At 72.1% G+C, this 24,755-nt stretch carries 23 protein-coding genes; 8 read left to right on the top strand and 15 right to left on the bottom strand.

What is annotated here, in order from left to right; translation table 11 throughout:
• Positions 1 to 57: 57 nt before the first annotated feature.
• Positions 58 to 1,212, bottom strand: a complete 1,155-nt coding sequence (locus M8542_RS28080) for a branched-chain amino acid ABC transporter substrate-binding protein (RefSeq protein WP_257923261.1) — start codon at positions 1,210 to 1,212, stop codon at positions 58 to 60.
• 547 nt (positions 1,213 to 1,759) lie between these two features.
• Between M8542_RS28080 and M8542_RS28075 the strand changes: the two genes are divergently transcribed.
• Complete coding sequence (locus tag M8542_RS28075; RefSeq protein ID WP_257923260.1) at positions 1,760 to 2,542, top strand: alpha/beta hydrolase family protein; 783 nt, start codon at positions 1,760 to 1,762, stop codon at positions 2,540 to 2,542.
• On the opposite strand, the gene M8542_RS28070 is transcribed toward M8542_RS28075, so the two are convergent.
• Together M8542_RS28070 and M8542_RS28065 are read right to left on the bottom strand one after the other, a co-directional pair.
• Positions 2,508 to 3,479, bottom strand: coding sequence for a LysR family transcriptional regulator (locus tag M8542_RS28070; protein WP_257923259.1), 972 nt, complete (start codon positions 3,477 to 3,479; stop codon positions 2,508 to 2,510). The two genes, M8542_RS28075 and M8542_RS28070, sit on opposite strands and share 35 nt — an antisense overlap.
• Positions 3,480 to 3,483: 4 nt before the next feature.
• Positions 3,484 to 3,924, bottom strand: a complete 441-nt coding sequence (locus M8542_RS28065) for a hotdog fold thioesterase (protein WP_257923258.1) — start codon at positions 3,922 to 3,924, stop codon at positions 3,484 to 3,486.
• Between the two features lie 62 nt (positions 3,925 to 3,986).
• On the opposite strand from M8542_RS28065, the gene polA reads away from it, so the two are divergent.
• The 3 genes from polA to M8542_RS28050 all read left to right on the top strand — a co-directional run bounded on the left by polA (position 3,987) and on the right by M8542_RS28050 (position 9,183).
• A complete protein-coding gene (gene polA, locus M8542_RS28060) occupies positions 3,987 to 6,728 on the top strand; it encodes a DNA polymerase I (RefSeq protein WP_257923257.1) in 2,742 nt (913 codons plus the stop codon).
• A gap of 110 nt (positions 6,729 to 6,838) precedes the next feature.
• Complete coding sequence (locus tag M8542_RS28055; RefSeq protein WP_257923256.1) at positions 6,839 to 7,372, top strand: EF-hand domain-containing protein; 534 nt, start codon at positions 6,839 to 6,841, stop codon at positions 7,370 to 7,372.
• A 209-nt stretch (positions 7,373 to 7,581) separates the two neighbouring features.
• On the top strand, positions 7,582 to 9,183 hold the full coding sequence (locus tag M8542_RS28050) for a trypsin-like peptidase domain-containing protein (RefSeq protein ID WP_257923255.1): 1,602 nt from the start codon (positions 7,582 to 7,584) through the stop codon (positions 9,181 to 9,183).
• Between the two features lie 180 nt (positions 9,184 to 9,363).
• Here M8542_RS28050 and M8542_RS28045 read toward each other — a convergent pair whose 3' ends face one another.
• From M8542_RS28045 to M8542_RS28020, 6 genes are all read right to left on the bottom strand, one after another.
• Positions 9,364 to 9,936, bottom strand: a complete 573-nt coding sequence (locus M8542_RS28045; RefSeq protein WP_257923254.1) for a TetR/AcrR family transcriptional regulator — start codon at positions 9,934 to 9,936, stop codon at positions 9,364 to 9,366.
• Entirely contained in the window at positions 9,933 to 11,828 is a 1,896-nt protein-coding gene (locus M8542_RS28040) for a YhgE/Pip family protein (RefSeq protein ID WP_257923253.1), read from the bottom strand. The genes M8542_RS28045 and M8542_RS28040 overlap by 4 nt, the downstream gene beginning before the upstream one ends.
• Positions 11,825 to 12,514 carry a P-loop NTPase family protein gene (locus tag M8542_RS28035; RefSeq protein ID WP_257923252.1) on the bottom strand — a complete coding sequence of 230 codons (690 nt, stop codon included), beginning with the start codon at positions 12,512 to 12,514 and terminating at the stop codon, positions 11,825 to 11,827. The genes M8542_RS28040 and M8542_RS28035 overlap by 4 nt, the downstream gene beginning before the upstream one ends.
• A gap of 254 nt (positions 12,515 to 12,768) precedes the next feature.
• Positions 12,769 to 13,686, bottom strand: coding sequence for a GNAT family N-acetyltransferase (locus M8542_RS28030; protein WP_257923251.1), 918 nt, complete (start codon positions 13,684 to 13,686; stop codon positions 12,769 to 12,771).
• Between the two features lie 20 nt (positions 13,687 to 13,706).
• The gene (locus tag M8542_RS28025) at positions 13,707 to 14,618 is read right to left on the bottom strand and encodes a GNAT family N-acetyltransferase (RefSeq protein ID WP_257923250.1); all 912 of its coding nucleotides are present in this window, start codon (positions 14,616 to 14,618) and stop codon (positions 13,707 to 13,709) included.
• Positions 14,615 to 15,466, bottom strand: a complete 852-nt coding sequence (locus tag M8542_RS28020; protein ID WP_257923249.1) for a class I SAM-dependent methyltransferase — start codon at positions 15,464 to 15,466, stop codon at positions 14,615 to 14,617. The genes M8542_RS28025 and M8542_RS28020 overlap by 4 nt, the downstream gene beginning before the upstream one ends.
• A 288-nt stretch (positions 15,467 to 15,754) precedes the next feature.
• Here M8542_RS28020 and rpsA point away from each other — a divergent pair, with 288 nt between their 5' ends.
• Positions 15,755 to 17,254 carry a 30S ribosomal protein S1 gene (rpsA, locus tag M8542_RS28015; protein WP_257923248.1) on the top strand — a complete coding sequence of 500 codons (1,500 nt, stop codon included), beginning with the start codon at positions 15,755 to 15,757 and terminating at the stop codon, positions 17,252 to 17,254.
• Positions 17,255 to 17,454: 200 nt separating this feature from the next.
• Here rpsA and M8542_RS28010 read toward each other — a convergent pair whose 3' ends face one another.
• The gene (locus tag M8542_RS28010; RefSeq protein ID WP_257923463.1) at positions 17,455 to 18,069 is read right to left on the bottom strand and encodes a TetR/AcrR family transcriptional regulator; all 615 of its coding nucleotides are present in this window, start codon (positions 18,067 to 18,069) and stop codon (positions 17,455 to 17,457) included.
• A gap of 172 nt (positions 18,070 to 18,241) precedes the next feature.
• On the opposite strand from M8542_RS28010, the gene M8542_RS28005 reads away from it, so the two are divergent.
• Together M8542_RS28005 and M8542_RS28000 are read left to right on the top strand one after the other, a co-directional pair.
• Positions 18,242 to 18,862: an HD domain-containing protein gene (locus M8542_RS28005; protein WP_257923247.1), complete on the top strand. Its 621-nt coding sequence runs from the start codon at positions 18,242 to 18,244 to the stop codon at positions 18,860 to 18,862.
• 5 nt (positions 18,863 to 18,867) lie between these two features.
• The gene (locus M8542_RS28000) at positions 18,868 to 19,314 is read left to right on the top strand and encodes an OsmC family protein (RefSeq protein ID WP_257923246.1); all 447 of its coding nucleotides are present in this window, start codon (positions 18,868 to 18,870) and stop codon (positions 19,312 to 19,314) included.
• 20 nt (positions 19,315 to 19,334) lie between these two features.
• On the opposite strand, the gene M8542_RS27995 is transcribed toward M8542_RS28000, so the two are convergent.
• On the bottom strand, positions 19,335 to 19,592 hold the full coding sequence (locus M8542_RS27995) for a hypothetical protein (RefSeq protein ID WP_257923245.1): 258 nt from the start codon (positions 19,590 to 19,592) through the stop codon (positions 19,335 to 19,337).
• Positions 19,593 to 19,729: 137 nt separating this feature from the next.
• A complete protein-coding gene (locus tag M8542_RS27990; RefSeq protein WP_257923244.1) occupies positions 19,730 to 19,963 on the bottom strand; it encodes a hypothetical protein in 234 nt (77 codons plus the stop codon).
• A 131-nt stretch (positions 19,964 to 20,094) separates the two neighbouring features.
• On the opposite strand from M8542_RS27990, the gene coaE reads away from it, so the two are divergent.
• The gene (gene coaE / locus M8542_RS27985) at positions 20,095 to 21,279 is read left to right on the top strand and encodes a dephospho-CoA kinase (RefSeq protein WP_257923243.1); all 1,185 of its coding nucleotides are present in this window, start codon (positions 20,095 to 20,097) and stop codon (positions 21,277 to 21,279) included.
• Here the strand turns inward: coaE and M8542_RS27980 are convergent.
• The 3 genes from M8542_RS27980 to M8542_RS27970 are packed head-to-tail and all read right to left on the bottom strand — an operon-like array spanning position 21,276 to position 24,672.
• Positions 21,276 to 21,899 (bottom strand): response regulator, encoded by a 624-nt coding sequence (locus tag M8542_RS27980; RefSeq protein WP_257923242.1) that lies wholly within the window; start codon positions 21,897 to 21,899, stop codon positions 21,276 to 21,278. The genes coaE and M8542_RS27980 overlap by 4 nt on opposite strands.
• Positions 21,896 to 23,167, bottom strand: a complete 1,272-nt coding sequence (locus M8542_RS27975; RefSeq protein WP_257923241.1) for a sensor histidine kinase — start codon at positions 23,165 to 23,167, stop codon at positions 21,896 to 21,898. The genes M8542_RS27980 and M8542_RS27975 overlap by 4 nt, the downstream gene beginning before the upstream one ends.
• Positions 23,164 to 24,672 (bottom strand): glycosyltransferase family 39 protein, encoded by a 1,509-nt coding sequence (locus tag M8542_RS27970; RefSeq protein ID WP_257923240.1) that lies wholly within the window; start codon positions 24,670 to 24,672, stop codon positions 23,164 to 23,166. Before M8542_RS27970 ends, M8542_RS27975 begins: the two co-directional genes overlap by 4 nt.
• Positions 24,673 to 24,755: the final 83 nt, after the last annotated feature.

Here is a 24,755-nt window from a genome sequence, read left to right as displayed (position 1 = left end):
GCGGGGGTGCTGTGCCGAGCACAGCGCCCCCGCTCCCGTTAGGTGTGTCTAGCTCCGTCAGCCGTTGATCTTGGCTTCGGTCGAGGCGCCGAGGTTCTTGATGACCCCGCCGACGACCTGGTACACGTAGATCGCGTTCGTCTGCGGCTCGCCGTTCTCCTTGAACTTGATCTGCTTCGACGCGCCCTTGAAGTCCGCGGTCTTCAGGAACTCGTTGATCTTCTCGCCGGTGGTGTTGCCCGCCTTGACCGCGTTGATGATCGCGGTCGCCGCGTCGTAGCCCTCGGTCGCGTAGATCGCCGGGTCGACGTTGAACTTGGCCTTGTACTTGGTGGCGAACTCGTTGGTGGCGCCGGCGTCCGGGATGTTGCACGGGCAGCCGATGACCGCGCCGTCGGCGGCCGCGGCACCCGCGCCCGAGACCAGCTGCGGGTCGAGCGAGCCGTCACCGGTGGCGAAGATGGCCTTCACGCCGCCGTCGCGGAGCTGCTTGAGAAGACGACCGCCCTGGGCGTAGTAGCCACCGAAGGTGATGACGTCCGGGTTGGCGGCCTTGACCTTCTGCACCGTCGACGAGTAGTCCGACGCGTCCTTGGCGAACTTGTCGCGCTCGGTCGTGATGCCCTTGTCCTTGAAGGTCTTCTCGAACGCGTCCGCGAGGCCGACGCTGTACTCCTGGTCGTCCGAGAGGACGTACGCGTTCTTCGGCGACTTCGCCGTGATGAGGAAGTTCGCGATCGCGGGGCCCTGGTCGTTGTCGTTCGCGACGACTCGGTGCCAGTACTTCCAGCCGTTCGCGGCCAGCCCCGGGTTGGTCGCCGACGGCGACACGCTCGGGATCTTGCCTTGCTCGAGGACGCCGCCGACGGCCTTCGACTCACCCGAGAACGCCGGGCCGATCAGGGCCGTGATCTTGTCCGTCCCGATCGCGGTCTGCACCAGCGAGGTGGCCTGCTCCGGCTTGCCCTGGCTGTCGTAGTTCTTCAGCTCGAGCTTCACCTTGGGGTTCGTGGCGTTGTACTCGTCGATCGCGAGCTTGGCGCCGTTGTCGGGCGGGATCACGATTCCGGAGTTCTCCCCGGTCAGGTCGCCCATGAACCCGATCTTCAGCGTGCTGCCGTCACCACTGCTGCTCGACGAGCCGCCACCGGCGCAGCCCGCCAGCGCGAGCGACGTCGCCGCTGCGAGGGCGAGAACCCGTCCAAAACGCACTCCTGACACCGACTACCTCCCATGACCAACCAGCCGCCGGTAGGCGTTGCCCCCGACACAGGGGCTAGGTTAGGGCAGGAAGATATCCCTCTCGCCCGTCTTGTGCACAGGCGGCCTCACTACTCTGTGTCCACATCGTGACGATCGCAACCGACACGAATTGCACGAAAAGCCCAAGGTTGTGGTGTTACAGCTTGCCGCTGGTCACGCAGCGATGCTAAGTATCCGGGCCGATTCTGCGAATGGGTGACGGCCGTGTTTCCACGGTATGTCATCGTCCATTCCGGCGGGCGGTGCGTGGCCGGTTTCCCGCCGATCCGCTGTTCACCCTGGCGGGGGCGATGCGGGCCGGGCACCGCCGTAGGGATGCACCTTACGTCCGGTTCGGGCGGCCGAACGGACCAGTCCCGGATCAGGTGTGCCCGAAAGTCCGGCGGTCCGTACCTGTTGTCACAACCACCGGTTGTCGTGGGCGCCGGAACGGCTGTTGGACCCGAGCCCGGCTCGGGCGGTTGGCTGGAGGCAACCAAGGGACAAGGAGAGCGGGATGCGGATCGCGGAGCAGGAAGCTGTCGAAGGGGTGGCGGCCGGGGTGCCGTTCGTGGCGTTGCCGCCGGCCGGCGGGGACGCGCCGGCGGCGCTGGTGGTGGGCTGGCACCTGATGGAGGTGCCCTCGAGCGAGCAGGCCTTCGCCGAAGCGGCGCCGATGAGCGGGCTGCCGGCCTGGCGGGTCTACTTCGGGTTGCCGCTGACCGGGAGCAGGCTGCCGGCGGGTGGTCCGGCGGAGCTGTTCCGGCTGGCGAGCGAGGACGCGGTGCTCAACGTCTTCGGGCCGGTCACCGCGCAGGCGGCGGCGGAGTTCCCGGCGGCGCTGGCCGAGCTGCGGGACCGGCTCCCGGGTGCGACCGGCCCGCTCGGCGTCTTCGGCGGCTCGGCGGGTTCGCTCGTGGCGCTGGAGGTGCTCACGCGCGGCGACGTCGCCGTCGAGGCCGCCGCGGTGGTCAGCCCGGTCGCGCAGCTCGCGCCGGTGATCGGCCGCAACGAGCGGCTCTTCGACATCACTTACCCGTGGACCCCCGAGTCCCGGGAAGTCGCCGGCCACTACGACTTCGTGCGCCGGGCCGGGGAGCTGACCACGCCGCTGCTGCTGGTCACCGGGGCGGACGACGACGTCGCCGTGCGTGAGCCGGCGGCCGCCCTGCGCGACGCGCTGGGCGCCGAGCTGGTGACGGTCGAGGGAATGGCGCACGAGTTCGCGCCGGGTTCGGCGGCGGCGAAGCAGGTCGACGCCGCGTTCACCGAGTGGTTCGCGCGGCGGCTGCGAAGCTGACGTCGTCGGCAGGCAGCCAGGCGTGGTCCGGGTCGTAGGCGCACCAGTCTTCTTCGCGGCTGGTGCGCCCGGCCAGGGCCAGCAGCCGCCGCAGCGCCGGGTGGGCCTTCCCGCGCCGCCAGACCAGCGACCACGGGAACAGCGGGGACGGCTCGAACGGCAGCACCTTCAGGTTGAGGTCGGGCGCGAGCTCCATGTCGGCGCCGGCCAGGGTGACGCGCCGCTTGCCGTAGCGCGTCTGCTCCAGGGTGTGCCGCAGGTCGTAGCTGACGCCGGAGTCGTCGATGGGCACGCCGAATCCGTCGCAGAGCTCCCGCAGATAAGACAGCCATTCCGCGGGCCCGCGCAGGCCGGGCAGCCAGATGCCCTCGGCGCGCAGCTCGTCGAGCCGCAGCACGTCCTGCTGCGCCAGGGGGTGCTCCGGGGCGAGCAGCGCGACCAGCGGTTCGAGCCGGACGACCCGGTGCTCCAGCTCGTCGGGCAGCGGCCGGCCGATGCCGCTGACCCGCCCGATGGCCAGGTCGAGCTCGCCCGACAGCAGCGGGTCGACGGCGTTCGCGAAGCCGCCGCCGGCGACCCGGTCGATCCGCAGCGCCGGCTCGCGCTCGGCGAGCCGGCGGAGCAGGAAGATCGGGGAGAGCCGGTAGTCGACGACGTCGAGGCGCAGGGGCCGGTCGTCGGCGCCCATCGCGGCCACCGCCGCGTCGGCGACCCGGATCAGCTCGCGCGCGTGCGGGAGGAAGCGGTCGCCGTCGGCGGTGAGCTCGACCGAGCGGTTGGTGCGCAGGAACAGCGGCGTCGAGAGGGTGTCCTCGAGCTTCCGGATCCGCTTCGACAGCGCCTGCTGCGTCAGGAACAACGCCTGGGCGGCCCGCCCGAAGTGGCGCTGTTCCGCGGTGACGACGAACGCCCGCACCTGGGCGAGGTCGAGGTCCACCGGCTCAGGCGCCCGGGGGTGCGTCCCGGACGACGCAGGTGAGCCGGGCGGTGCAGGTGCGGCGGCCCTCGTCGTCGGTCAGCACGATCTCGGTGGTGATGGTGCCGCGCCCGACGTGCAGCGGCGTCGCGACGCCGGTGACCGTGCCCACGCGGACGGCCCGGTGGTGGGTGCAGGACAGCTCCAGCCCCATCGCCGCGCGGCCCGGGCCTGCGTTGAGCGCGGCGACCGTCGAGCCCAGCGCCTCGGCGAGCACGGCGTTCGCGCCGCCGTGCAGCAGGCCGTACGGCTGGAGGTTCCCCTCGACCGGGATCGTGCCGACCACGCGTTCGGCCGTCGCTTCCAGCAGCTTCATGCCGACCTTGTCGTTCAGCTGCTGGTCCGCCGCCGCCGGGTCGATGCCCGACAGCCGCTCCACGTCGATGGGGGCGGCACTGTCCGTCACGCAAAGCTCCTGTTCCTATGCGACACGTAAGAGTGTCGGACCCTCAGCCTAGACTCGGCCCCGTGAGCCCGAGTGAGAAGACGACCGTTGCCAACGCCACAGGAAACACCGCGACCGCCCAGCGGCCGAAGCTGCTGCTGATCGATGGCCATTCGATGGCCTACCGCGCGTTCTTCGCGCTGCCCGCGGAGAACTTCAAGACGAAGACCGGGCAGGTCACGAACGCCGTCTTCGGGTTCACCTCGATGCTCATCAACCTGCTGCGCGACGAGACGCCGACCCACCTGGCGGTGGCGTTCGACCTCTCGCGCAAGACGTTCCGCTCGGAGACCTACGCCGAGTACAAGGCGAACCGCAGCTCGACGCCCGACGAGTTCCGCGGCCAGGTGGACCTGGTCAAGGAGGTCCTCGAGGTGCTCGGGATCCCGTCGCTGGTGAAGGAGAACTTCGAAGCCGACGACATCATCGCCACGCTCACCACGCAGGCGACGGCCGACGACTTCGACGTCCTCATCTGTACGGGCGACCGCGACGCGCTGCAGCTGGTCACCGACCAGGTCACCGTCCTCTACCCCAAGCGCGGCGTGTCGGAGATGACCCGGTTCACGCCCGAGGCCGTCGAGGAGAAGTACGGCCTCACCCCGCGCCAGTACCCGGACTTCGCGGCGCTGCGCGGCGACCCCTCGGACAACCTGCCGAACATCCCCGGCGTCGGCGAGAAGACCGCGGCCAAGTGGATCAAGCAGTTCGGCTCGCTCGACGACCTGATCGACCGGGTCGACGAGGTGAAGGGCAAGGCGGGGGAGGCCCTCCGGGCGCACCTGTCCGGCGTCCAGCTGAACCGCCAGCTCACCGAGCTGGTCCGCGACGTCGAGCTGGAGGTCGGCCCGACCGGGCTGGAGCTGCGCCCGTGGGACCGCGAGGCCGTGCACGCGCTGTTCGACGAGCTGGAGTTCCGCGTGCTGCGGGACAGGCTGTTCGCGACGCTGCAGAGCGCCGAGCCGGAGGCCGACGAAGGGTTCGAGGTCTCGGGATCCGCGCTCGCGCCCGGCGCGCTGGGCGCGTGGCTCTCCGCGCACGCCGGTGGCGCCGAGCCGGTCGCCCTGGCTTTCCGCACCGTCGGCGCGTCGGTCCGGTCGGACCTGCGTGCGGTCGCCTTCGCGACGGCCGACGGCGAAGGCGCGTATGTCGACGTCACGGCGATGGACCAGGCCGACGACACGGCGCTCGCCGGCTGGTTCGCCGACCCGAAGATCCGCAAGACCGGCCACGACCTCAAGGTTCCGCTGCACGCGATCCGCGCCCGCGGCTGGACCCTGGCCGGGCTGGCCATGGACACCGCGCTGGCCGCCTACCTCGTGCGGCCCGGGCAACGCACCTTCGAGCTCGACGACCTCGCACTGCGCTACCTGCACCGCGAGCTGCGCTCGGAGACCGACGGCGGTGACGGCCAGCTTTCCCTGCTCGACGGCGGCGCCGAAGGCCTGGAGCAGAAGGAGATCGACGAGGAGCTCGTCAAGGCCCGCGCGATCTTCGAGCTGGCCGGCGCGCTCGAGAAGGAGCTGGAGCAGATCGGCGGCGCGAAGCTGCTCGCCGAGCTGGAGCTGCCGCTGCTGGAGGTCATCACCGAGCTGGAGATCGCCGGCGTGGCCGTCGACCTCGAGCAGCTGACCTCGCTGGAGGCGCACTACCTCAGCCGCGTCACCCAGGCCGCCGAAGAGGCGTACGCGGTGATCGGCAAGCAGATCAACCTCGGTTCGCCGAAGCAGCTGCAGGTCGTGCTGTTCGACGAGCTCGGCATGCCGAAGACCAAGCGCACCAAGACCGGCTACACCACCGACGCCGAGGCGCTGCAGGGCCTGTTCGAGAAGACCGAGCACCCGTTCCTGCAGCACATGCTGGAGCACCGCGACGCGACGAAGCTGCGCACCACGGTCGAGGGGCTGATCAAGTCCGTCGCCGACGACGGGCGCATCCACACCACGCTGCTGCAGACGATCGCGGCCACCGGCCGGCTGTCCTCGACCGAGCCGAACCTGCAGAACATCCCGGTCCGCACCGAGGAAGGCCGCCGCATCCGCGACGCGTTCGTGGTCGGCGAGGGCTTCACCGAGCTGATGACCGCGGACTACAGCCAGATCGAAATGCGGATCATGGCGCACCTTTCGCAGGACGAGGGCCTCATCGAGGCGTTCAACTCCGGCGAAGACCTGCACACGTTCGTGGCGTCGCGGGCGTTTTCCCTGCCGCCGGAGGAGATCACGCCGGAGCTGCGCTACCGCGTCAAGGCGATGTCGTACGGGCTGGCGTACGGGCTGTCGGCGTACGGGCTTTCGCAGCAGCTGCGGATTTCCACCGAAGACGCCAAGGAACAGATGGAGGCGTACTTCACCCGCTTCGGCGGGATCAGCGACTACCTGCACTCGGTCGTCGGCGTCGCGGCGAAGAACGGCTACACGGAGACGGTCTTCGGCCGCCGCCGCTACCTGCCGGACCTCAACAGCGACAACCGCCAGCGCCGCGAGATGGCCGAGCGGATGGCGCTCAACGCCCCGATCCAGGGCAGCGCGGCCGACATCATCAAGGTCGCGATGCTCAACGTCCACCGCGCGCTGGTCGAGGCGAAGCTGAAGAGCCGGATCCTGCTGCAGGTGCACGACGAGCTCGTGCTCGAGGTCGCCGAAGGCGAGCGGGAGCAGCTCGAGCAGCTCGTGCGCCAGGGCATGGGATCGGCCTACGAGCTGGCCGTGCCGCTGGAGGTCTCGGTCGGCTACGGCCGGTCCTGGAACGACGCGGCGCACTAGGTTCACACCGCGGGCTCACTCAGCGCCACGACCCGGATCACCGGGTCGTGGCGCTGTTGTACTCGGGCGGACGTCGTCGGAAGCCGGTGGCGGCGGCGAAGCTGTCGGTCATGGCCAGTGACTTTCAGCGACGCAAGATCTCCGGCATCTTCGGCTCGATGGACGCCGACGACGACGGCTACTTGACCGAGTCCGACTTCCAGGCGCTCACCACGAGATGGCTCGAGCTGCGCGGTACCGACGGCGGCAGTCCCGAGGGCGAGAAGCTCTCCGCGATCATGATGGGCTGGTGGGCGACGCTGCGCGACGCGTCCGATCGGGACCGCGACGGCAAGGTCTCCCTCGACGAGGTCCTGAGCGTCGTGGACGAGCTGCCGAAGATGCCCGACGCGGTCACCGGGACCGCGTCGGCGATGTTCGAAGCCGTCGACGAAAACGGCGACGGCACGATCTCGGCGGCCGAGTACCGCCGGATGATCGAAGCGTGGAGCGGCGGTGGCCTCCCGGCCGACGACGTGTTCGCCCTCCTCGACACCGACGGCGACGGCCGGCTCTCCCATGACGAGTTCACCGGGCACTGGTACGAGTTCTGGGCCGGCGACGACCCGGCGGCGCCGGGGAGCGCGGTCTTCGGCCGGGTCTGACGCGCCGGGGCACACTTCGGTGCTCGTTCGGGCAGTCGCTCAGCGGGCCGTTGTCCCGCTGAGCGGTCTCCGAGCGTGCCCGGACACTCACCCGCGGACAAAACCCGTTGGCATTCCTACGAACGGCTGACTCCGTTCGGGTGAGACATTACCGCTGGGTAGGGAGGTCGGCGGCCGACACACGGCGATCACGGCGTAGGGTCCGCCGAATGGGGTTCGAGCGTGAGCGACGACGCTGGCGGGTCCGGCTGCACGACGAACTCGGCCGGGTGTGCGGCGCGGGCACGGTTCTCGACGAATACCACGTGCTCACCAGTGCGCACGTCGTCGAAGCCGCCGGTGGTCCGCGTTCCGCGCTGAGCGTCGACTTCGTCGGCTTGGCCGAGGCTTTGCCCGGCACGGCCACCGTCGTCGAAGGCTGCTGGGTGCCCTCCGACGGTGGCGGCCGCGGCGATCTCGCCGTGCTGCGCCTGGACCGTCCCGAATCCCGCGTCTTCCGCGCGCCCCTGCACCGCATGCCCCTCGGCGAGCACCAGCTCGTCCGCGCGTTCGGCTTCCCGCCCGGTTCGGTCGGGCGCTGGACCCACGCCCGGCTCGGCGGCCCCGAACACCCCGGCGGCGAATGGATCCGCCTCTTCCGCACCGCCGAAGCCGAACCGCTCGGCCCCGGGTTCGGTGGCACGGCGGTGCTCGACGAGGCGACCGGGCACGTCGTCGGCGTGGTCGTCGGCAAGGACACCGGCACCTGGATGATCCCGGTCGAGACCATGCTCGGGCACCTGCCGCAGCTGAGCCTCTGGGCCTCGGGCAGCCCGGCGGTCGACCCCAGCTTCTCCCGCCCGGTCGGCGAGGCCGTCGACGTCGCCTTCGTGCAGAGCGTCGCGGACTGGTTCGCCAAGGCCGAGCCCGGCACGGTCTGGGTGGTCGACACCGGCGAGGCCGGCTCGCCCGTCGCGGCGGCCTTGCGGTTCGGCATCGTGCTCGCCGACCGCGAACGCTCGCTCGGCGTCCCGGGACTGCCGCCGGCGCTGGGGGAGATGCCGCCGGCGGGCAGCGTCGACCTCGCCGTCGACGCCACCGGCAAGACCGCCGACGCGGTCCGGCACCGCATCGCCGACCGGCTCACGACCGGCGTCGCGGGCCGCACCCTGGTCGTGGACGCGATCGACGACTCGGCCGAACCCGACCGGCTCGTCGGCGAGGTGCTGGCCCCGCTCGCCGGCCGCGCGGCCGAGCTCGGCATCCGCCTGCTGCTGGGGTTCCGGGAGGAGTCCTCACCCGGGGTGGCGGCGGTGCGCGCGAGCACGAACGGCGCCCGCCCGGCGCCGGACGACCTCGCGGGCCGGCTGGACGTGCTCACCCAGTCCGTCGAGGAGCTGGCCGAGATCGAGGCTTACCAGCTGCGCGTGGCGACGCGCTTTACGGGGGTCGCGATGCTGCCGGCCCGGGCCCAGCGCCTGCGCGGCGCGTTGAAGCAGCTGCGCTCGGCCGAGGTGGACGGCGACGCGGAGTGGGTCGAGAAGCACATCGACGGCCACGAGCACGCGGTCGCCCCGGCGGTCGAGGACGGCCGCCGCCAGCGCGCGGTGCTCGACGGCCTGGTGGCCCGCCGCGAGGAGCTGCGCGCCCGCCTGGCCGCCGACAACGAGCTCGCGCGCGAGCACGGCTTGGATGCGGACCCGGAGCTGCAGCAGGCGTACGTCCCGGCGAAGCGCTTGCTGATCGACGGCCCTTGCGAGCTGACGGCGGCCTCGACGGCGGTGGACACGTACGCTGCGGCCGTGCGGGCCCGCATCGAAGACCGCGCCTGAGGCCCGGCGCGCCCGGGGGCTCCGCCGCAGACCGGGCAGTCATCGGTGGCGCGGACGTCTTTGTGCCAGTCGTGGAAGCCTTTGTTCCCGGCCGGGGTCAGGTTGCGGGCGTGCAGGTGCTGGCGGATGTGTAGCCGGCGGGCGGCGGTGATGTCGGCGGTCCGGCCCGGCACGGCCGGGTCAGCGGCGGCCGAGACCCCGGATCAGCACCATCACCGCGTCCCGCACCTCCGCGCGCGTGCGCTCCGGCCCGAACACCTGCCAGTCCAGCGCCACCACGAGCATCGTCCCGAACAGCCCGGCCGCCGCCGTCGGGATCTCCACCCCGTCCGGCAGCCGGCCGGCCGACTCCAACCGGGACAGCTGGCCCTTCACGATCGAGATGATCTCCTCGCGCAGCAACGAAAGCGTGCCGTGCCACTGACCCGGCGTCCGCCACAGCTCGCTCACCAGGATCTGTGAAAACCCCGGGTAGGCCGCGATGAACTCCAGCGTCGTGTCGACCTGCGCCTCGATCACTTCGAGGGGGTCCGCATCGGACACCGCGGAACGCAGCCGAAGCGCGAGCATGTCCACGCCGTACCGCAGGAGGCCGTCGACCAGGCCGTCCTTGGACCCGAAGTTGTAGTAGACCGTCCCCTTGGCGACACCCGCCTCGGCGGCGATCTCGTCGACCGTCAGCCCGACCAGGCCCCGGCTCTTCGAGAGCCGCAGCGTGGCCTCGAAGAGCTTCTGCTTCGTCCCGCCGCTCACAGGCTCAGCTCGGGCTTGAGCGCCGACACCGTCCACACGCGACGCTTGCGCGCGGCCAGCGTGGACACCAGGATCCCGCCCACCAGGTAGGCCAGCAGCACCCCGATGTCACCCAGGATCTGCACGGTGGCGCCGCTGTAGAACAGGTGGCGGAAGCCGTCGATCGCGTAGCCCATCGGCAGCACCACGTGCAGCGGGTACAGCGCGTCCGGGATCGTCTGCCAGGGGAACGTGCCGCCCGCGCTGACCAGCTGCAGCACCAGCAGCACCAGCCCGAGGAACTTGCCGACCGCGCCGAAGAACGCGTTGAGCGCGTGCACCACCGACGTGAACGTCAGCGACACGAGCACCGCGAACCCGATCGCGCCCAGCGGGTGCGCGATGTGGATGCCGACCAGCCACGTCACCGCGCCGAACAGGACGATCACCTGCGCGATCCCGAGCAGCGCCGAGGACAGCCAGCCGCCGACGGCGACCCGGAACGGCGCCGCGCCCGCGGTCAGGGCCCGCGTCGAGAGCGGGCGCAGGATCAGGAACAGCACGAACGCGCCGATCCAGGTGGCCAGCGAGATGAAGAACGGCGCCAGGCCCGCGCCGTACGTCCCCGCCGACGCCTCGCCATTGGCGTTGACCGCGACCGGGTCGGCGATGGTGTTGGCCGTCGCGTTGCGGGTCGGGTCGTCCGGGTTCGGGATCTGCTGGAGGCCCGCGGCGAGCCCGTCACGCAGCTTCACCGCGCCGTCGGCGAGCTGGTTGGTGCCGGTGACGGCGGTCTTCTCGCCGTCGTTGAGCTGCGAAGCGCCGTCACGCAGCTGGTTCGCGCCGTCGGACGCCTGCGCGATGCCGCTCGTCAGCTGCGGCGACGCGGCGGCGAGCTTGGCCGCGCCGTCGGACACCTGCCGCGCGCCGTCGGCGAGCTTCGCGAGGTCGCCGTTGGCCTGCTGGATCTTGCCGTTCGCCTGGTCGACGGGCGAGCGCAGCTGGTCGGCCCGCTCGACGATCGCCTGCACCTGCGTCTCCGGCACGCCGGCGTTGCGCAGGTCGGTGACGAGCTGGGTCCGGTAGGAGTCGAGCTTGCCCTGGATGTCGGACGACGCCGTCGCGGCGAGCGAAGCCGCGTCGGCGACCTTCTGGTCCCCGGCGGCCACCTGCGAAGCCCCGCTCGCGAGTTGCTGCGTCTGCGAGGGCAAGGACGCCGTGCTGCTCTTCAACGTCCCGAGGCCGGTCGCGAGCGTCGACGAGCCGTCCGCGAGCTTCGCGGCGCCGTCGGCCAGCTGCTGCTGCCCGGACTTCAGCTGCGTGGCGCCGTCGGCGAGCTGCGACGCGCCGGTCGAGGCCTCCTGGATCTTGGCGTAGATCGTCGAGAAGCCGACCAGGAACCGGTCCGCGGCCTCGCTGCCGACCTTCTCCGCGATCGTCTTGCGCACCTGCTCGGCCACCTGCTTGGCGATCGTGCCCGAGAGGTAGTTGTTGGCGTCGTTGGTGGTCAGCGTGATCGTCGCCTGCTGCGGCTGGAAGTTGCCGACCGAGAGCAGCGCGGCCGAGAACCCGCTCGGGATGCCGATGGCGAAGGAGTACTTGTCGTCGCGGACGCCGTCGCGGGCCTCCTGCTCGGACACCTCGTGCCACTGGAAGGTGCCGGACTTGACCAGCTCGTCGGTCACTTCGCGGCCGACGTTGCGCTGCTGGCCGCTCGAGTCCTTCGCGCCGGTGTCGCTGGTGAAGACCGCGGCGGGCAGCTTGTCGAGCCGGCCGTACGGGTCGTAGTTCGCGTAGAGGTAGAAGGACGCGTAGAGCAGCGGCACCATCACGAGCGCGACGAGCGCGAGCTTCGGCATCGTGCCGGTGGAGAGGCGGCGCAGCTCGTTGCGGGCGATCCGGAGGGCGTTCATTCGGTGACCTCGTCAGTGCTCTCGGGGAGCTCTTCGGTGGGGGCGGGCTCGGGGGCGTGGTGGCGCGGTTCGGGCTGGGCCTCGGCGCCGATGAGCGCGGGGGTGAAGGGGAGGGCGGACAGCGGTGTCGTCGCGGTCAGCACGACCACGGCCAGGCCGCGCTCGGCCTGCTCGCGCGCCAGCCCGGCCCAGCTGTCGACGTCGCTGGTGTGCCGGTCCGGGGTGTCGAGGACGAGCACCCGCACGCCCTTGCGCTCGGCGGCCAGCTCGGTGAGCAGCCGGGTGCGCAGCGTGGGAGCGAGGTTCTCGAACCGCGTGCCGGCGAACGGCGCGGCATCGTGCGCGGCGAGCCAGCGGGCGACGTCCTCCTTGCCCGCGGGCCGGTGCGCGAGCGCCAGCTCTTCGCCGACGACCACGCGCAGGGGCAGCGCGTCGTCGGGCTCGCTGACGCCGGGCGCGTCGACGACCGCGACGAGCTCGGGCAGGCCGGCGTCGACCCCCTCGACGTGCACGGTGCCGGTGCTCGGCTTGAGCCGCCCGGCCAGCGCGAGGCCGAACGCGGTGACGCCGACGCCGGGTTCGCCGTGCACGATCGCCAGGTCGCCCTCGCCGAAGGTCAGCGAAGTGGGCGGTAACAAGGTGCCGTGGTGCCCCTCGAGGGACACGCGATCGGCTCGGACCTGCACGGTGGCTCCCAGCGTTTTTGAACTGACCGGTCAGTGCAAAAACTAGTCCGCGGGGGAGAGGGAGGCAAGATCACCGGACGCACGTCACACGAGCGAGTGACGCGGGGGTGCGCGGCTGACTTTCGCACTTCGGCGGCCGTGGCGCCTCCGGGCTGCCTCGGATGGGGGAGGTGTGGTCGCCGCCGTGCGGAGCCTGGGCGCACCTCACCGGTTGGCGACGGCGGCTGGGGCAGGGCGCCTACGGTCGCTGGCGCTCACCGCAGCGCCGAGGCCGGCCGCACCTCCCACGTCGTCCACAGTGGACGATAGCCCTGCCGGTGCCAGAACACCGAGGACAGCGGGTTGGTCGGGTTGTAATAGAGGTAGGTCCCGGTCGCGCCGCCGCGGCGCAGCTCCTGGTGCACCCGGGCCATCAGCGCCCGCCCGTGGCCACCGCCACGCTCGCCCGGTGCGGTCACCACGTTGTTCACGTACCCCCACCGGCCCGCCGGCAGCAGCTCGTTCGCCGCGTTGCCCGGGGTGGACTCGACCCACGCGCAGTGCGCCATCGCCCGGATCGCGCCGCCGTACTCGGCCAGCCAGACCGGTGGCTCGGGCTCGGCCAGCGCGTCCCGGAGCGCGGGGGCCAGCAGCTCGGCGGTGTTGGCGCGCCGCGGCGCCGCGACGAGACCCGTGTAGTCGAACGTCGCCGTGGCCAGCTCGAGCGCGGCGGCGAAGTCGGCCGGGCCGGCGCGGCGGACGGTGGCGGGCTCCGGCTCGGCCGGCGCGGCCCGGCGGACGCCGAGCGCGCCCAGCGGGACCAGACCGTGGTCGAGGAACGCGCGGATCGCCTCGGCGTCCCGGCTCGGCCAGCTCACGACGCACGACGAGTCGTCGCCGGTCGGCTCGGTCTCCAGCCGGCCCTTCAGCGCGCGCAGCAGCAGGTCCATGCCCTCGGTGCCGGTGTCGCCGACGTACGGGAACAGCTGCCAGGTGTCCGCGGCCGACCACAGCATCGGCGGGTCGCCGGGGGTGAACCGCTGCCGCTGCAGCACCCCGGTGACCTGGGTGCCGTCGGTCGTCGCCGCGTCCAGCCGCTCGCCGTCGGCCGGCGGGGCCGCCGGCGGCAGGAGTGCGTCGACGGCCGCGAAGCGCGCCCGGTGGGCGGCCAGCAGCGGTTCGGCGATGTCCATGGGGTCCCCCCGAATGCGCGTCAGGACCAGGCGGGGCGCCGGATCCACATGGTCCACAGTGGACGATAGCCCTGCCGGTGCCAGAACACCGGCGAGAGCGGGTTCGCCGGGTGGTAGAAGAGGAACGTGCCACGCACCCCGGGCCGCAGCAGCTCGCCGTGAGCGGCGGCCATCAGCGCCCGGCCCACCCCGCCGCCGCGCGCCTCGGGCGCGACCGACAGCGTGTCGACGTAGCCCCAGCGGCCCGGCGGCAGCCGGCCGTGGATGCTGTCGCCCGGCGCGGGCGAGGCGAGTGCGCACGCGGCCAGGCCGGCCGGCACGCCGTCGGCCTCGGCCAGCCAGACCAGGCCGCTGAACCGCAGCGACCGGACGACCTCCGCGTGGAACAACGCCCGCGCGCCCGGCCGCCGCACCGCGGTGCCGACCATCGACGTGTAGTGCCACTCCGCGAGCCGCAGCCCGGTGAGGGCTTCGACGTCGCCGTCCCCGGCCCGGCGGACCGCCACCCGCGCGGGCCCGGCGTCCTCGGGCGGGGCAGGGGGCCGCACCGCCAGGCAGGTCAGCGGCGCGAAGCCGTGCGCCAGCAGCACCGCCGACGCCTCGGCGTCGCGGCTGGGCCAGGTGACGGTGCAGCCGGAGTCCGGCCCGGCCGGGGTCCCGCGCAGCCGCTCGCGCCACGCGTCCAGCAGGGCGGCGAGGCCGGCCGCGCCGCTGTCGCCCGGCACCGGGGTCAGGTCGTGGATCTCCAGGGGACCCCACAGCGCGGGCCACGAGCCGGGCGCGTGCACGACGTGCGTGAGCAGGCCGCCCGCCTTGCGGCCGCCGGTGGAGACCACCAGCGGCTCGTTCGCCGCCGGCGGTGGCGCGATCGGCGGCAGCAGCGGGTCGAGCGCGGCGAACCGGGCGTTCTGCTGCGCCTCGAGGGTGCTCACGAGCGGTGCGTGCGGAAGATCGCGGTGCCCGGGAAGAGCCGGCCGCGCAGCGGGCTCCACTGGCCCCACACCCGCGTGTGCCCGGCCGGCCACTCCGGTTCGAGCAGGTCGGTGAGGGTGAACCCGGCCGCCGCCAGCGCACGCACGTAGTCGCCGAGGGTGTGGTGGTACTCGACGTAGGTGGCCGTGCCCTCGTCGTCGACCTCGACATACGGCGTCCGGTCGAAGTAGGGCTGGGTGACGGTGAGCCCCTGCGGACCCGGGTCGTCCGGGAAGATCCACCGCATCGGGTGGGTCACCGAGAACACCCACGGCGCGCCCGGCCGCAGCACCCGGTGCACCTCGGCGAAGACCTGGTCCACCGAGGCCACGAAGGGGATCGCGCCGAAGGCCGAGCAGGCCGCGTCGAAGCTGCCGGAGGCGAGCGGCAGGTACTCGGCGTTGGCCTGCAGCAGCGGCACGGCGACGCCGGTGCGCTCGTTGCCGGCCAGCGCGTGGCGCAGCATGCCGGCGGACAGGTCGGTCGCGACGGCGTCGGCGCCTTCGGCCGCCAGCCAGCGCGAGCAGGCGGCCTGCCCGCAGCCGACCTCCAGCACGCGCTTGCCGCGGACGTCGCCGAGCAGCCGCGCGTCGGCCTCCCGGAGGCCCTCCGGGCACCAGACGAAGTCGGCGTCGCCCAGGAAGCCGCCGTGCTCGGCCTGGTAGGCGTCGGCGTCGGCGTCCCACCAGGCGAGGTTCGCGGCCGCGGCCTCCGGGCCGCCGACCTTGCGGTAGGCGACGGCCGCGGTGCCCAGCCGGTCCTCGGCCGCGTCGTGGCGCCCGGGCGCGGGCGGCTCCTCCGGTGGCATGATGGGTCTCCGGTCCCGTGCGTGTTTGCTTCCGCGAGGACCTTAGCGATCGAGGGGGACCCTGATTGTGCCCCCTAGCGGCCGCCGCGTACGATAAGTGTTAGCGCAGTGGGTTCGCGCTGCCTTCCGCTCAGCTTCTGGTTGGGACTCGGGTCGCGCACCGTTTGCGGGTCATGCCGCGGTCGTTCACTGGTGGACGTTTGCTCGCAGGGTCGTCGCATGCTCCTCACGCCTCATTGCGCCGACAACTGCCAACCCACTAGTCCATCCACCGGAGCAACCCGCCTAATGACCACCGACACCGCCACCGCCCCGACCGCCCCCGTTGGGGCCCCTCAGGTCGCCATCAACGACATCGGGTCGGAGGAAGACTTCCTCGCGGCTATCGACAAGACGATCAAGTACTTCAACGATGGCGACATCGTCGAGGGCACGATCGTCAAGGTCGACCGCGACGAGGTCCTGCTCGACATCGGCTACAAGACCGAGGGTGTCATCCCCTCGCGTGAGCTCTCCATCAAGCACGATGTCGACCCGGCTGAGGTTGTCACCGTCGGCGATGAGGTCGAAGCCCTCGTTCTCCAGAAGGAGGACAAGGAAGGCCGTCTGATCCTGTCCAAGAAGCGCGCGCAGTACGAGCGCGCCTGGGGCACGATCGAGGAGCTCAAGGAGAAGGACGAGCCCGTCAAGGGCACCGTCATCGAGGTCGTCAAGGGCGGCCTCATCCTGGACATCGGCCTGCGCGGCTTCCTCCCCGCGTCCCTGGTCGAGATGCGTCGCGTCCGCGACCTGCAGCCGTACGTCGGCCGCGAGCTCGAGGCGAAGATCATCGAGCTGGACAAGAACCGCAACAACGTGGTCCTGTCCCGCCGCGCCTACCTGGAGCAGACCCAGTCCGAGGTGCGCAGCGAGTTCCTCAACGCGCTCGCCAAGGGCCAGGTCCGCAAGGGTGTCGTGTCCTCCATCGTCAACTTCGGTGCCTTCGTGGACCTGGGTGGCGTCGACGGCCTGGTGCACGTCTCCGAGCTGTCCTGGAAGCACATCGACCACCCGTCCGAGGTCGTCGAGGTCGGCCAGGAGGTCACGGTCGAGGTTCTGGACGTCGACATGGACCGCGAGCGCGTCTCGCTGTCGCTGAAGGCGACCCAGGAAGACCCGTGGCGCCAGTTCGCCCGCACCCACGCGATCGGCCAGATCGTGCCGGGCAAGGTCACCAAGCTGGTTCCGTTCGGTGCGTTCGTGCGCGTCGAAGAGGGCATCGAGGGCCTGGTCCACATCTCCGAGCTGGCCGAGCGCCACGTGGAGATCCCGGAGCAGGTCGTCCAGGTCAACGGCGACGTCATGGTCAAGGTCATCGACATCGACCTCGAGCGCCGTCGCATCTCGCTGTCGCTGAAGCAGGCGAACGAGGGTGTCACGCCGGACACCGAGTTCGACCCGACCCAGTACGGCATGGCCGCCGAGTACGACGCCGAGGGCAACTACATCTACCCCGAAGGCTTCGACCCGGACACCCAGGAGTGGCAGGAAGGCTTCGACAAGCAGCGTGAGGAGTGGGAGCGCCAGTACGCCGAGGCGCACACTCGTTACGAGGCCCACATGAAGCAGGTCCAGAAGGCCGTCGAGGCCGACGCGGAGGCCGCCGCCGACGCGGCGACCGGCGTCGAGGGTGGCGAGCAGAGCTACACCTCGGGCTCGACCTCGACCGACACGAAGAGCACGGGTGGCACCCTCGCCTCCGACGAGCAGCTCGCGGCGCTCCGCGAGAAGCTCTCCGGCGGTGCGTGAGCCGCACCGGTTCGCCAGCTGAACCCCGCGAACCCCCGGTCCACTGCGGACCGGGGGTTCGCGCGTTCCCGGCCCCGGCCGGCTCGGCTCGGCTCAGCCCCAAGCGCCCCAATGTGGCCTTCGGTGCGTCTGACGCACCGAAGGCCACATTGGGTGCGTCTGACGCAACCAAGGCCACATTGGGGCGCATCGGGGGCCGGTCAGCGGTTGTGCAGGCCGAGGCCGGTCATCATCGCCGTGACCCCGCGCCGGTACATCGCCTCGTTCGCCTCGTCCGTCGGCGGGATGAACCAGTCCGGCAACGTCGTCCGCGACGACATCGTCAGCTCCGCGCCCACCAGGCCGTGCATCGCCGTCCACAGCTGGTACGCCGCCGCGCGGGCATCCGACTCCGGCGGGCTCACCCGCTGGACCCGGGCGATGAACAAGGTGAACGTCGTGCGCAGGACCGCCGACCGCAGCGCCGGGTCCGGGTCGAAGTTCGGCACCGGACGCTCGAACATCAACGCGTAGCGCGTCGGGCTCTCGCGGGCGAAGCGCCGGTACTCCAGCGCCAGGTGCAGCAGGTCCGCGACCCCGTCCGGGCTCGACGGCGGCAGTCCCTCCAGCAGCTCCCGCAGCGAGTCGAAGGTGCGCTCGTACAGCGCGTCGAGCAGGCCCGCGCGGCCGCCGAAGCGGGCGTAGACCGAGATCGTCGACGCGCCGGCCGCCTCTGCGACGCCCCGCACCGTCAGCCCCGGGACACCCCGGTCCAGCAGTACGGACAACGCCGCGTCGAGGTAGCGCTCGCGGGTGCCGTGCTCGGCGGGACGCATCGACACGTGCCTGGTGGCCACGGCGCACCCCCAACTCCGATCGGGTGACCCACCCGCAGCAGAAGATACGATATCCGGAGCGTCTTGGGAATGCGCCGGATGTCCGGATGTGCGGTATTCCCGTCCGTTGAACACAGGTCCGAGCATCCCGCGCCCTGGCACCGTCGACGTCATGACGACCGACACCCCTGACACGCCGCTCGCCCGCGAGGCCGCCGAGTACGTCCGCGACACCGCCGGCCCGCTGCTGTACGACCATTCGTCCCGCGTCTACCACTTCGGCGCGCTGCAGGGCCGGCGCCTCGGCCTCGCCTTCGACGCCGAGCTGCTCTACGTCGCGGCGCTGTTCCACGACCTCGGGCTGGTCGAGGGCCACCGCACCGACCGCCGCTTCGAACTCGACGGCGCGGACGAAGCCCGCACTTTCCTGCTGGGCCACGGTGTCGACCCCGAGCAGGCCCGGATCGCGTGGACGGCCATCGCGCTGCACACGACGCCGGGCATCCCCGCGCAGATGGAACCCGAGGTCGCGCTGGTCACCGCGGGCGTCGAGTACGACGTCCTGGGCATCGGCTACCACGACCTCCCGGCCGAGGCCCGCGCCGCGATCGTCGCCGCGCACCCGCGCCCGGACTTCAAGCGGCGCATCCTCGCCGCGTTCACCGACGGCATCCGTGACCGGCCCGACACGACCTTCGGGAACGTCAAAGCCGATGTTCTGGCCCGGTTCGTGCCAGGCTTCGAGCGCACGGACTTCGTCACCACGATCGAAGGTTCACCCTGGGAGGACTGACGCGGATGGAACACCCCGAGCCCGGCACGGTCGTCGTCACCGCGAGCGGCGACGGCGTCTACACGCAGCAGGTCACCACGGCGAGCCACACGCTGCTCGTCGACGAGCCGGTCGCGGTCGGGGGCGCCGACGCCGGCCCGAACCCGTACGAGCTGCTGCTCGCGTCGCTCGGCTCGTGCACGGCGATCACGCTGCGGATGTACGCCGACCGCAAGGGCATCCCGCTGACCCGCGCGACGGTCCGGCTCCGCCACGACCGCATCCACGCCCAGGACTGCGAGCGCTGCGAGACCGAGCGCGGCCTGCTCAGCCGGATCACGCGCGAAATCGAGCTGGAGGGCGAGCTCGACGACGAGCAGCGCGCCAAGCTCATGCTGATCGCCGACAAGTGCCCGGTGCACCGGACGCTGTCCTCGGAGATCGTGATCGAGACCCAGGAGACCGGCCGCTGACCTACATGCGGGGTGCGCGGTCAGGCGGCGCGAGCGGTGGCCGGCCGGGCCGTCGCGGCCGTCGCCGTCGCGACCGCCGGCACCCAGATGCGTTCCAGGGCCGCCGCGCGGGCCTTGCGGCGCAGGCCCGCGAAGCTGTGCTTCGCCGGCACCAGCAGGGCGCTCAACCAGGTCCGGCGGTAGTCCGCCAGTGCGTCGGCCACCGTGCGATGGAGAACGCAGTGCACCAGCCCCGGCGTGCCGAGCCGGTGCCTCCCGACGTGCTTGCTGTTCGCCATCGTTCCTCCGTGTGGGCGACCCTGTCGCGCGCACGGTACGCAGCTACGCCGGTCGAGGTGGGTAAGCAACGCGGCGTGTCCGGATATCGGTTGAGTCACGCGTCACGATCACCTTGCGGCTCACCCCTTCGTGTGTCTCAGAGGGGCCGGGGTGTGCTGTCGCAGGTGCTCAGGGGAAACGGGATCCACGCCCGCTCCGCGGTGTACAGCTTCGCGAACGGTGTGTAGTGGCATCGGACGTGCACCCGGTAGACCCCGGACAGGCACCGGGTGGCCGGCGCAGCTGCCGCCGCCTCGGGCATCGCCACCGCGAGCCCGCCCGCGCACAGCGCGGCGGCCGCCGACCTGCCGATCTTCGTCAGCATCTGCATGGCTCCCCTCCATGGCGGGGTTCGGCGACCCCGCTGAAAACGTTCATCGGAAATCGATTACTCGCGTTACGGGCCCGCCGCGCTTGTCACACGGTCGGCCGTACGCGGCGGGCCTGACTAGGGTGATCGGCATGTTGCGTGTGGGGTTGACGGGTGGGATCGGGGCCGGGAAATCGACCGTGGCGAACCGGCTCGCCGAACACGGTGCGGTGCTGATCGACTCGGACCGGATCGCCCGCGAGGTGGTCGCGCCCGGCACCGAGGGGCTCGCCCGGCTCGTCGAGGCGTTCGGCGAGGAGATCCTGGCCGGTGACGGCTCGCTCGACCGGCCGGCGCTCGCCGCGAAGGCGTTCACCGACGACGAGTCGCGCAAGCGGCTGAACGCGATCGTGCACCCGCTGGTCGGCGCCCGCACCGGCGAGCTGATGGTCGCCGCGAAGCCGGACGCGGTGATCGTCCACGACATCCCGCTCCTGGTCGAAAACGGCCTCGCGACGGCGTATCACCTGGTCGTGGTGGTCGACGCGCCGGTCGAGGTGCGGGTCCGGCGGCTGGTGTCGGCCCGCGGGATGGCCGAGGACGACGCGCGGGCCCGGATCCGCGCGCAGGCCAGTGACGAACAGCGCCGCGCGGTCGCGGACGTCTGGCTCGACAACGGCGGCCCCGAGGACGCGGTGCTCGCCGACGTCGACGCGCTGTGGGCCGACCGCCTGGTGCCGTTCGAGGCGAACGTCCGGCTGCGCCGGCCGCGGCCGCCGATGTCGCCGATGATCGCCGCGTACGACCTCACCTGGCCGGCCCAGGCCGAGCGGGTGCTCGCCCGCGTCCGTGCCGCCGCGGGGGAGCTGGCCCGCCGCGCCGACCACATCGGCTCGACCGCCGTGCCCGGCCTGCCCGCCAAGGACGTCCTCGACCTCCAGCTGACGGTGTCCACTCCGGACGACGCCGACACGCTGCGGGAACTGCTGTCCGACGCGGGGTTCCCGCGGCTGGCGGGCGACTGGTACGACGACGCCCAGGACGGCGGCGAGCCGTGGCCCAAGCGCCTGCACGTCGGCGCCGATCCGAAGCGGCCGGTGAACCTGCACGTCCGCTCGGAGCAGACCCCGGCGTGGCGGCTGGCGCTGCTGTTCCGCGACTACCTGCGCGCGAACCCCGAAGAGCGCGACGACTACCGCGACGTGAAGCTCCGCCTGGCCGACGCGCACGCCGACGACGGCACGGTCGAGGCGTACGCGGACGAGAAGCAGGACTTCGTCAACGGCGTCTTCACCCGCGCCGAGAAGTGGGCCGCGACCACCGGCTGGACGCCCTAGGACCCCAGCAGCCCGCGCTCGAACGCGACGGCGACGGCGGCCGCGCGGTCCTTCACGCCGAGCTTCGCGTAGACGTGGATCAGGTGCGTCTTGACCGTCGCCTCGCTGATGAAGAGCTTCTTCGCCGCGTCCTTGTTCGTCGACCCGCGCGCGACCAGCGTGAGCACCTCGAGCTCGCGCTGCGACAACGGCTCCCGCGCCGGCTCGCGCATCCGGCCCATCAGCCGGCTGGCCACGGCGGGGGAGAGCACCGCCTCGCCGCGCGCGGCGGCTTCGACGGCTCGGAACAGGTCCTCGCGGGGCGCGTCCTTGAGCAGGTAGCCGGTCGCGCCGGCCTCGATCGCCGGCAGGACGTCGGAGTCCGTGTCATAGGTCGTGAGCACCAGCACCCGCGCCGGGTTGCCCAGCCGGGCCAGCTCCGTGATCGCCGCGACGCCGTCGGTGCCCGGCATCCGCAGGTCCATCAGCACGACGTCGGGGCGCAGCCGCTCGGCCAGCGCCACGGCCTCGGCGCCGTTCGCCGCCTCGCCGACGACCTCGAAGCCGCGGCCGGTGAAGATGCCGCGCAGGCCGTCGCGGACGATCGGGTGGTCGTCGGCGATGAGCACGGTGATCGTCATGGCGCGGCCTCCGGCGGGGGTGGGACGTCGGGCAGGACGGCCGAAATCGCGGTGCCGCCGCCGGGTTCGGACTCGACGTGGAGCGTACCGGCGAGCCGTTCGACGCGCCGCCGCATCCCGGGCAGCCCGTACCCCGGGCCGGGCCCGGGTGTGAACCCGGCGCCGTCGTCCCGGACGTCGAGGGTGACTTCGTCGGCCATGTAGGACAACGTCAGGCCGACCCGGCCGGCCGCCGCGTGCCTGTCCACATTGGACAATGCTTCCTGGGTGACCCGCAGGACGGTCGCCTCGATCTCCGGGTGCAGCGGCCGCGGCTGCCCGGTCGCGGTGACCGCGGCGGGCACGCCGGTCCGCGCGCTCCACCGCGCCGCGACGTCGGCGAGCGCTTCGGGCAGGCTCGCGGTGTCCAGCGGCTCGGGGTGCAGCGCGCGCACCGAACGCCGGGCGGCGGTGAGGTTTTCGCGCGCGAGCGCGGTCGCGGAGTCCAGGTGGCGCTCCCACTCCGCCGGCTCGTCCTTGGCCAGCGCGGCGGCTTCGAGCTGCGTGATGATGCCGGTGAAGCCCTGGGCCAGGGTGTCGTGGATCTCCTGGGCGAGCCGCTGCCGCTCGTCGAGCACCCCGGCTTCACGGGCCTGGCTGAGCAGTTGTTGTTGCAGGCCTTCGTTTTCCGCCTGCGCCGCGGCGAGCTCGTCGAGCATGCGCTGCCGTTCGTCGCTTTGCCGGGCGACGGCGGCCGAGAGTGCCGCGCCACCGCCGATGGCCGTCGTCTGCACCAGGACCAGCGTGATCCAGATGCCGGGCCGCTCCCGCAGCGCGTGCACCGGCCCGCCGTTGCCGAGCGTGTTGATCAGCAGCGAGGTCGCCGCCAGCCCGGCGAACGCCAGCCACAGCGGCCGCAGCCGCAGCGCGGCCAGGAACGCGAAGATCACGAAGATCAGGAACGTGACGTCACGTGCCTCGAGCACGGAAGCCAGGGCCAGCTGGCCCGTGAACGCGAGCGTCGCGAACACCGGGTGCTCGCGCAACCGCGGCGGAGCCAGCGTCACCGTCGCGAACAGCCACAACGCGGACCCGGCGACCAGTGGGCCGGTCGCGGCCCACCAGCGGAGGTCGTGCCCGCCGATCGTGGCGCTGAGGACCGTGGCGGTGGCCAGCAAGACGTAGCACAAGTACCGCTCGGCCCGGGACAGCCACGGCTGCCAGATCCCGGCCGTCTTCGCCGAGACGGGCGGCCACATCGACCTGGTCCAGTCGAGCTTGAGGCTCACGCTCTCATGTCCTTGAGCCCCGGCCAGATCTCGGCCCAGCTCGCGGTCCGGCCGGAGAGCTGCCAGACCGGCATGTGCGCGCTCGCGTTGCGGACGCCGAGCCGGTTGCCGACCTGCCCGACGATGTGGGCGCTCCCGAAGTGCTTCGCGAGTTTCGAGGGGTCGTAGCCGACGAAGAGCACGTTGTCGACGTTGTCGGCCGGGCGGCCGAAGTACCAGAAGCCGCGGCTGGGGCTGTACGCCTCGGGCAGGCCGTGCTCGGGCCCGTACCGGTCGAGCGCGCCCGCCTGCCAGTACCCGCCGGTGATCACGGCCGTGCCGGCGGGCGCGGTCCGGTACAGCGCGGCGACGTCGGCGGTGAGGTCCGGCCAGCCGATCTCTTCGGCCGCGTAGGCGGGGCGCGGCGCGGCCGGGTGCTCGACGAGCCAGTGCGCCGGCCAGATCGGCAGCGTGAACGGCAGGCTGAACAACGCGGACACGACGAACACCGGCCAGGTCGGCACCCAGCGCCACCACCGCGCCGGGGTTCGGCCTTCCAAGTGGACCGCGGCGGCGGCCCAGAGCACGCCGAACATCCCGGCGGCGTAGTAGTACCGCCCGTTGGCGACCAGGAAGACCGCGACGACGCCGAGCGCCGTCCAGCCGAGGAAGCGGTAGGGCCGTAGCTGCTTGCTGCCGAGCAGCGCGGCGACGCCGTAGAGGACGCCGAGCGCGCCGATCACCCAGCCGGCCCCGGCGAGCAGCTGCGGGAGGAAGCTTTCGCGGCCACCCGCCGCGTCGACCTCGGCGCCGACCGCGTCGCCCATGCCGAGCTGCGGCCAGCCGTTCGCGCGTTGCCAGAGCAGCGTGGGAACCAGCGAGACGGCGGCGATCAGCGCGCCCAGCCACAGCTTCGGCCGGCGCAGCAGCTCCCGCGGTCCGCAGACGAGCACCGCGAGCCCGGCCGCCACCCAGAACGCGCCGATCAGCAGCTTGTCGTTGAGCGCCACCGCCGTCACGACGCCGAGCCAGACGAGCAGCGAGTCCTCACGGGTGCGGACCCAGCGCACCAGCAGCCACAGCACGAGCGTCCACAGCAGCGGATCGATCGTCGAGGTCGCCAGGTAGTGCCCGCTGCCGACGAACTGGCCGCAGATGGCGTACGCCGCCGCCGCGCGGGCCTGTGCCTTGCGCTGCCCGCCCAGCTCACGCGCGATCAGCGCGGTGACGACCACGCCGGCCGCGGTGGCGGCGATCGCGGGCAGCCGGAACACCACCAGCGAGCCGGGAGCGAGGGTGTTCATCAGCCAGGCCAGGAACGGGACCAGTGGCGGCTGGTCGGCGTAGCCCCAGGCGAGGTGCTTGCCGGCGGCGAGGAAGTAGAGCTCGTCGCCGAAGTAGCCGTAGCGCCCCGCCGTCAGCAGCAGCGCGGCGGCCGTGCCCGCCGCGAGCAGGGCGACCGGCAGCCGGGCGAACGGCGCGAGCACCGCTTTCGCCTGGTCGGGGGCCGTGGCTACGGCGTCCATCGTGCTCCTGTTCCTCGTCCGGCCCGGTCCTTCCCGCACCCTACGTGGCCGGTCCCGGCGTCACCGTGCGGATGGTGACGCCG

Origin of the sequence: Amycolatopsis iheyensis (assembly GCF_024703995.1) — a bacterium.
GTDB lineage: Bacteria > Actinomycetota > Actinomycetes > Mycobacteriales > Pseudonocardiaceae > Amycolatopsis > Amycolatopsis iheyensis.
The sequence above is the reverse complement of the archived record's forward strand: the minus strand, read 5'-3'. Positions and strand labels throughout refer to the sequence as shown.

Coding starts and splice junctions, on each gene's coding strand:
- M8542_RS28075 (WP_257923260.1), top strand. CDS start 1,760: ATGCGGATCGCGGAGCAGGAAGCTGTCGAAGGGGTGGCGGCCGGGGTG.
- M8542_RS28005 (WP_257923247.1), top strand. CDS start 18,242: ATGACGACCGACACCCCTGACACGCCGCTCGCCCGCGAGGCCGCCGAG.
- M8542_RS28020 (WP_257923249.1), bottom strand. CDS start 15,466: ATGCCACCGGAGGAGCCGCCCGCGCCCGGGCGCCACGACGCGGCCGAG.
- M8542_RS27990 (WP_257923244.1), bottom strand. CDS start 19,963: ATGCAGATGCTGACGAAGATCGGCAGGTCGGCGGCCGCCGCGCTGTGC.
- M8542_RS27980 (WP_257923242.1), bottom strand. CDS start 21,899: ATGACGATCACCGTGCTCATCGCCGACGACCACCCGATCGTCCGCGAC.
- rpsA (WP_257923248.1), top strand. CDS start 15,755: ATGACCACCGACACCGCCACCGCCCCGACCGCCCCCGTTGGGGCCCCT.
- M8542_RS27995 (WP_257923245.1), bottom strand. CDS start 19,592: ATGGCGAACAGCAAGCACGTCGGGAGGCACCGGCTCGGCACGCCGGGG.
- M8542_RS28030 (WP_257923251.1), bottom strand. CDS start 13,686: ATGGACATCGCCGAACCGCTGCTGGCCGCCCACCGGGCGCGCTTCGCG.
- M8542_RS28050 (WP_257923255.1), top strand. CDS start 7,582: ATGGGGTTCGAGCGTGAGCGACGACGCTGGCGGGTCCGGCTGCACGAC.
- M8542_RS27970 (WP_257923240.1), bottom strand. CDS start 24,672: ATGGACGCCGTAGCCACGGCCCCCGACCAGGCGAAAGCGGTGCTCGCG.
- M8542_RS28055 (WP_257923256.1), top strand. CDS start 6,839: ATGGCCAGTGACTTTCAGCGACGCAAGATCTCCGGCATCTTCGGCTCG.
- M8542_RS28010 (WP_257923463.1), bottom strand. CDS start 18,069: ATGCGTCCCGCCGAGCACGGCACCCGCGAGCGCTACCTCGACGCGGCG.
- coaE (WP_257923243.1), top strand. CDS start 20,095: ATGTTGCGTGTGGGGTTGACGGGTGGGATCGGGGCCGGGAAATCGACC.
- M8542_RS28000 (WP_257923246.1), top strand. CDS start 18,868: ATGGAACACCCCGAGCCCGGCACGGTCGTCGTCACCGCGAGCGGCGAC.
- M8542_RS28040 (WP_257923253.1), bottom strand. CDS start 11,828: ATGAACGCCCTCCGGATCGCCCGCAACGAGCTGCGCCGCCTCTCCACC.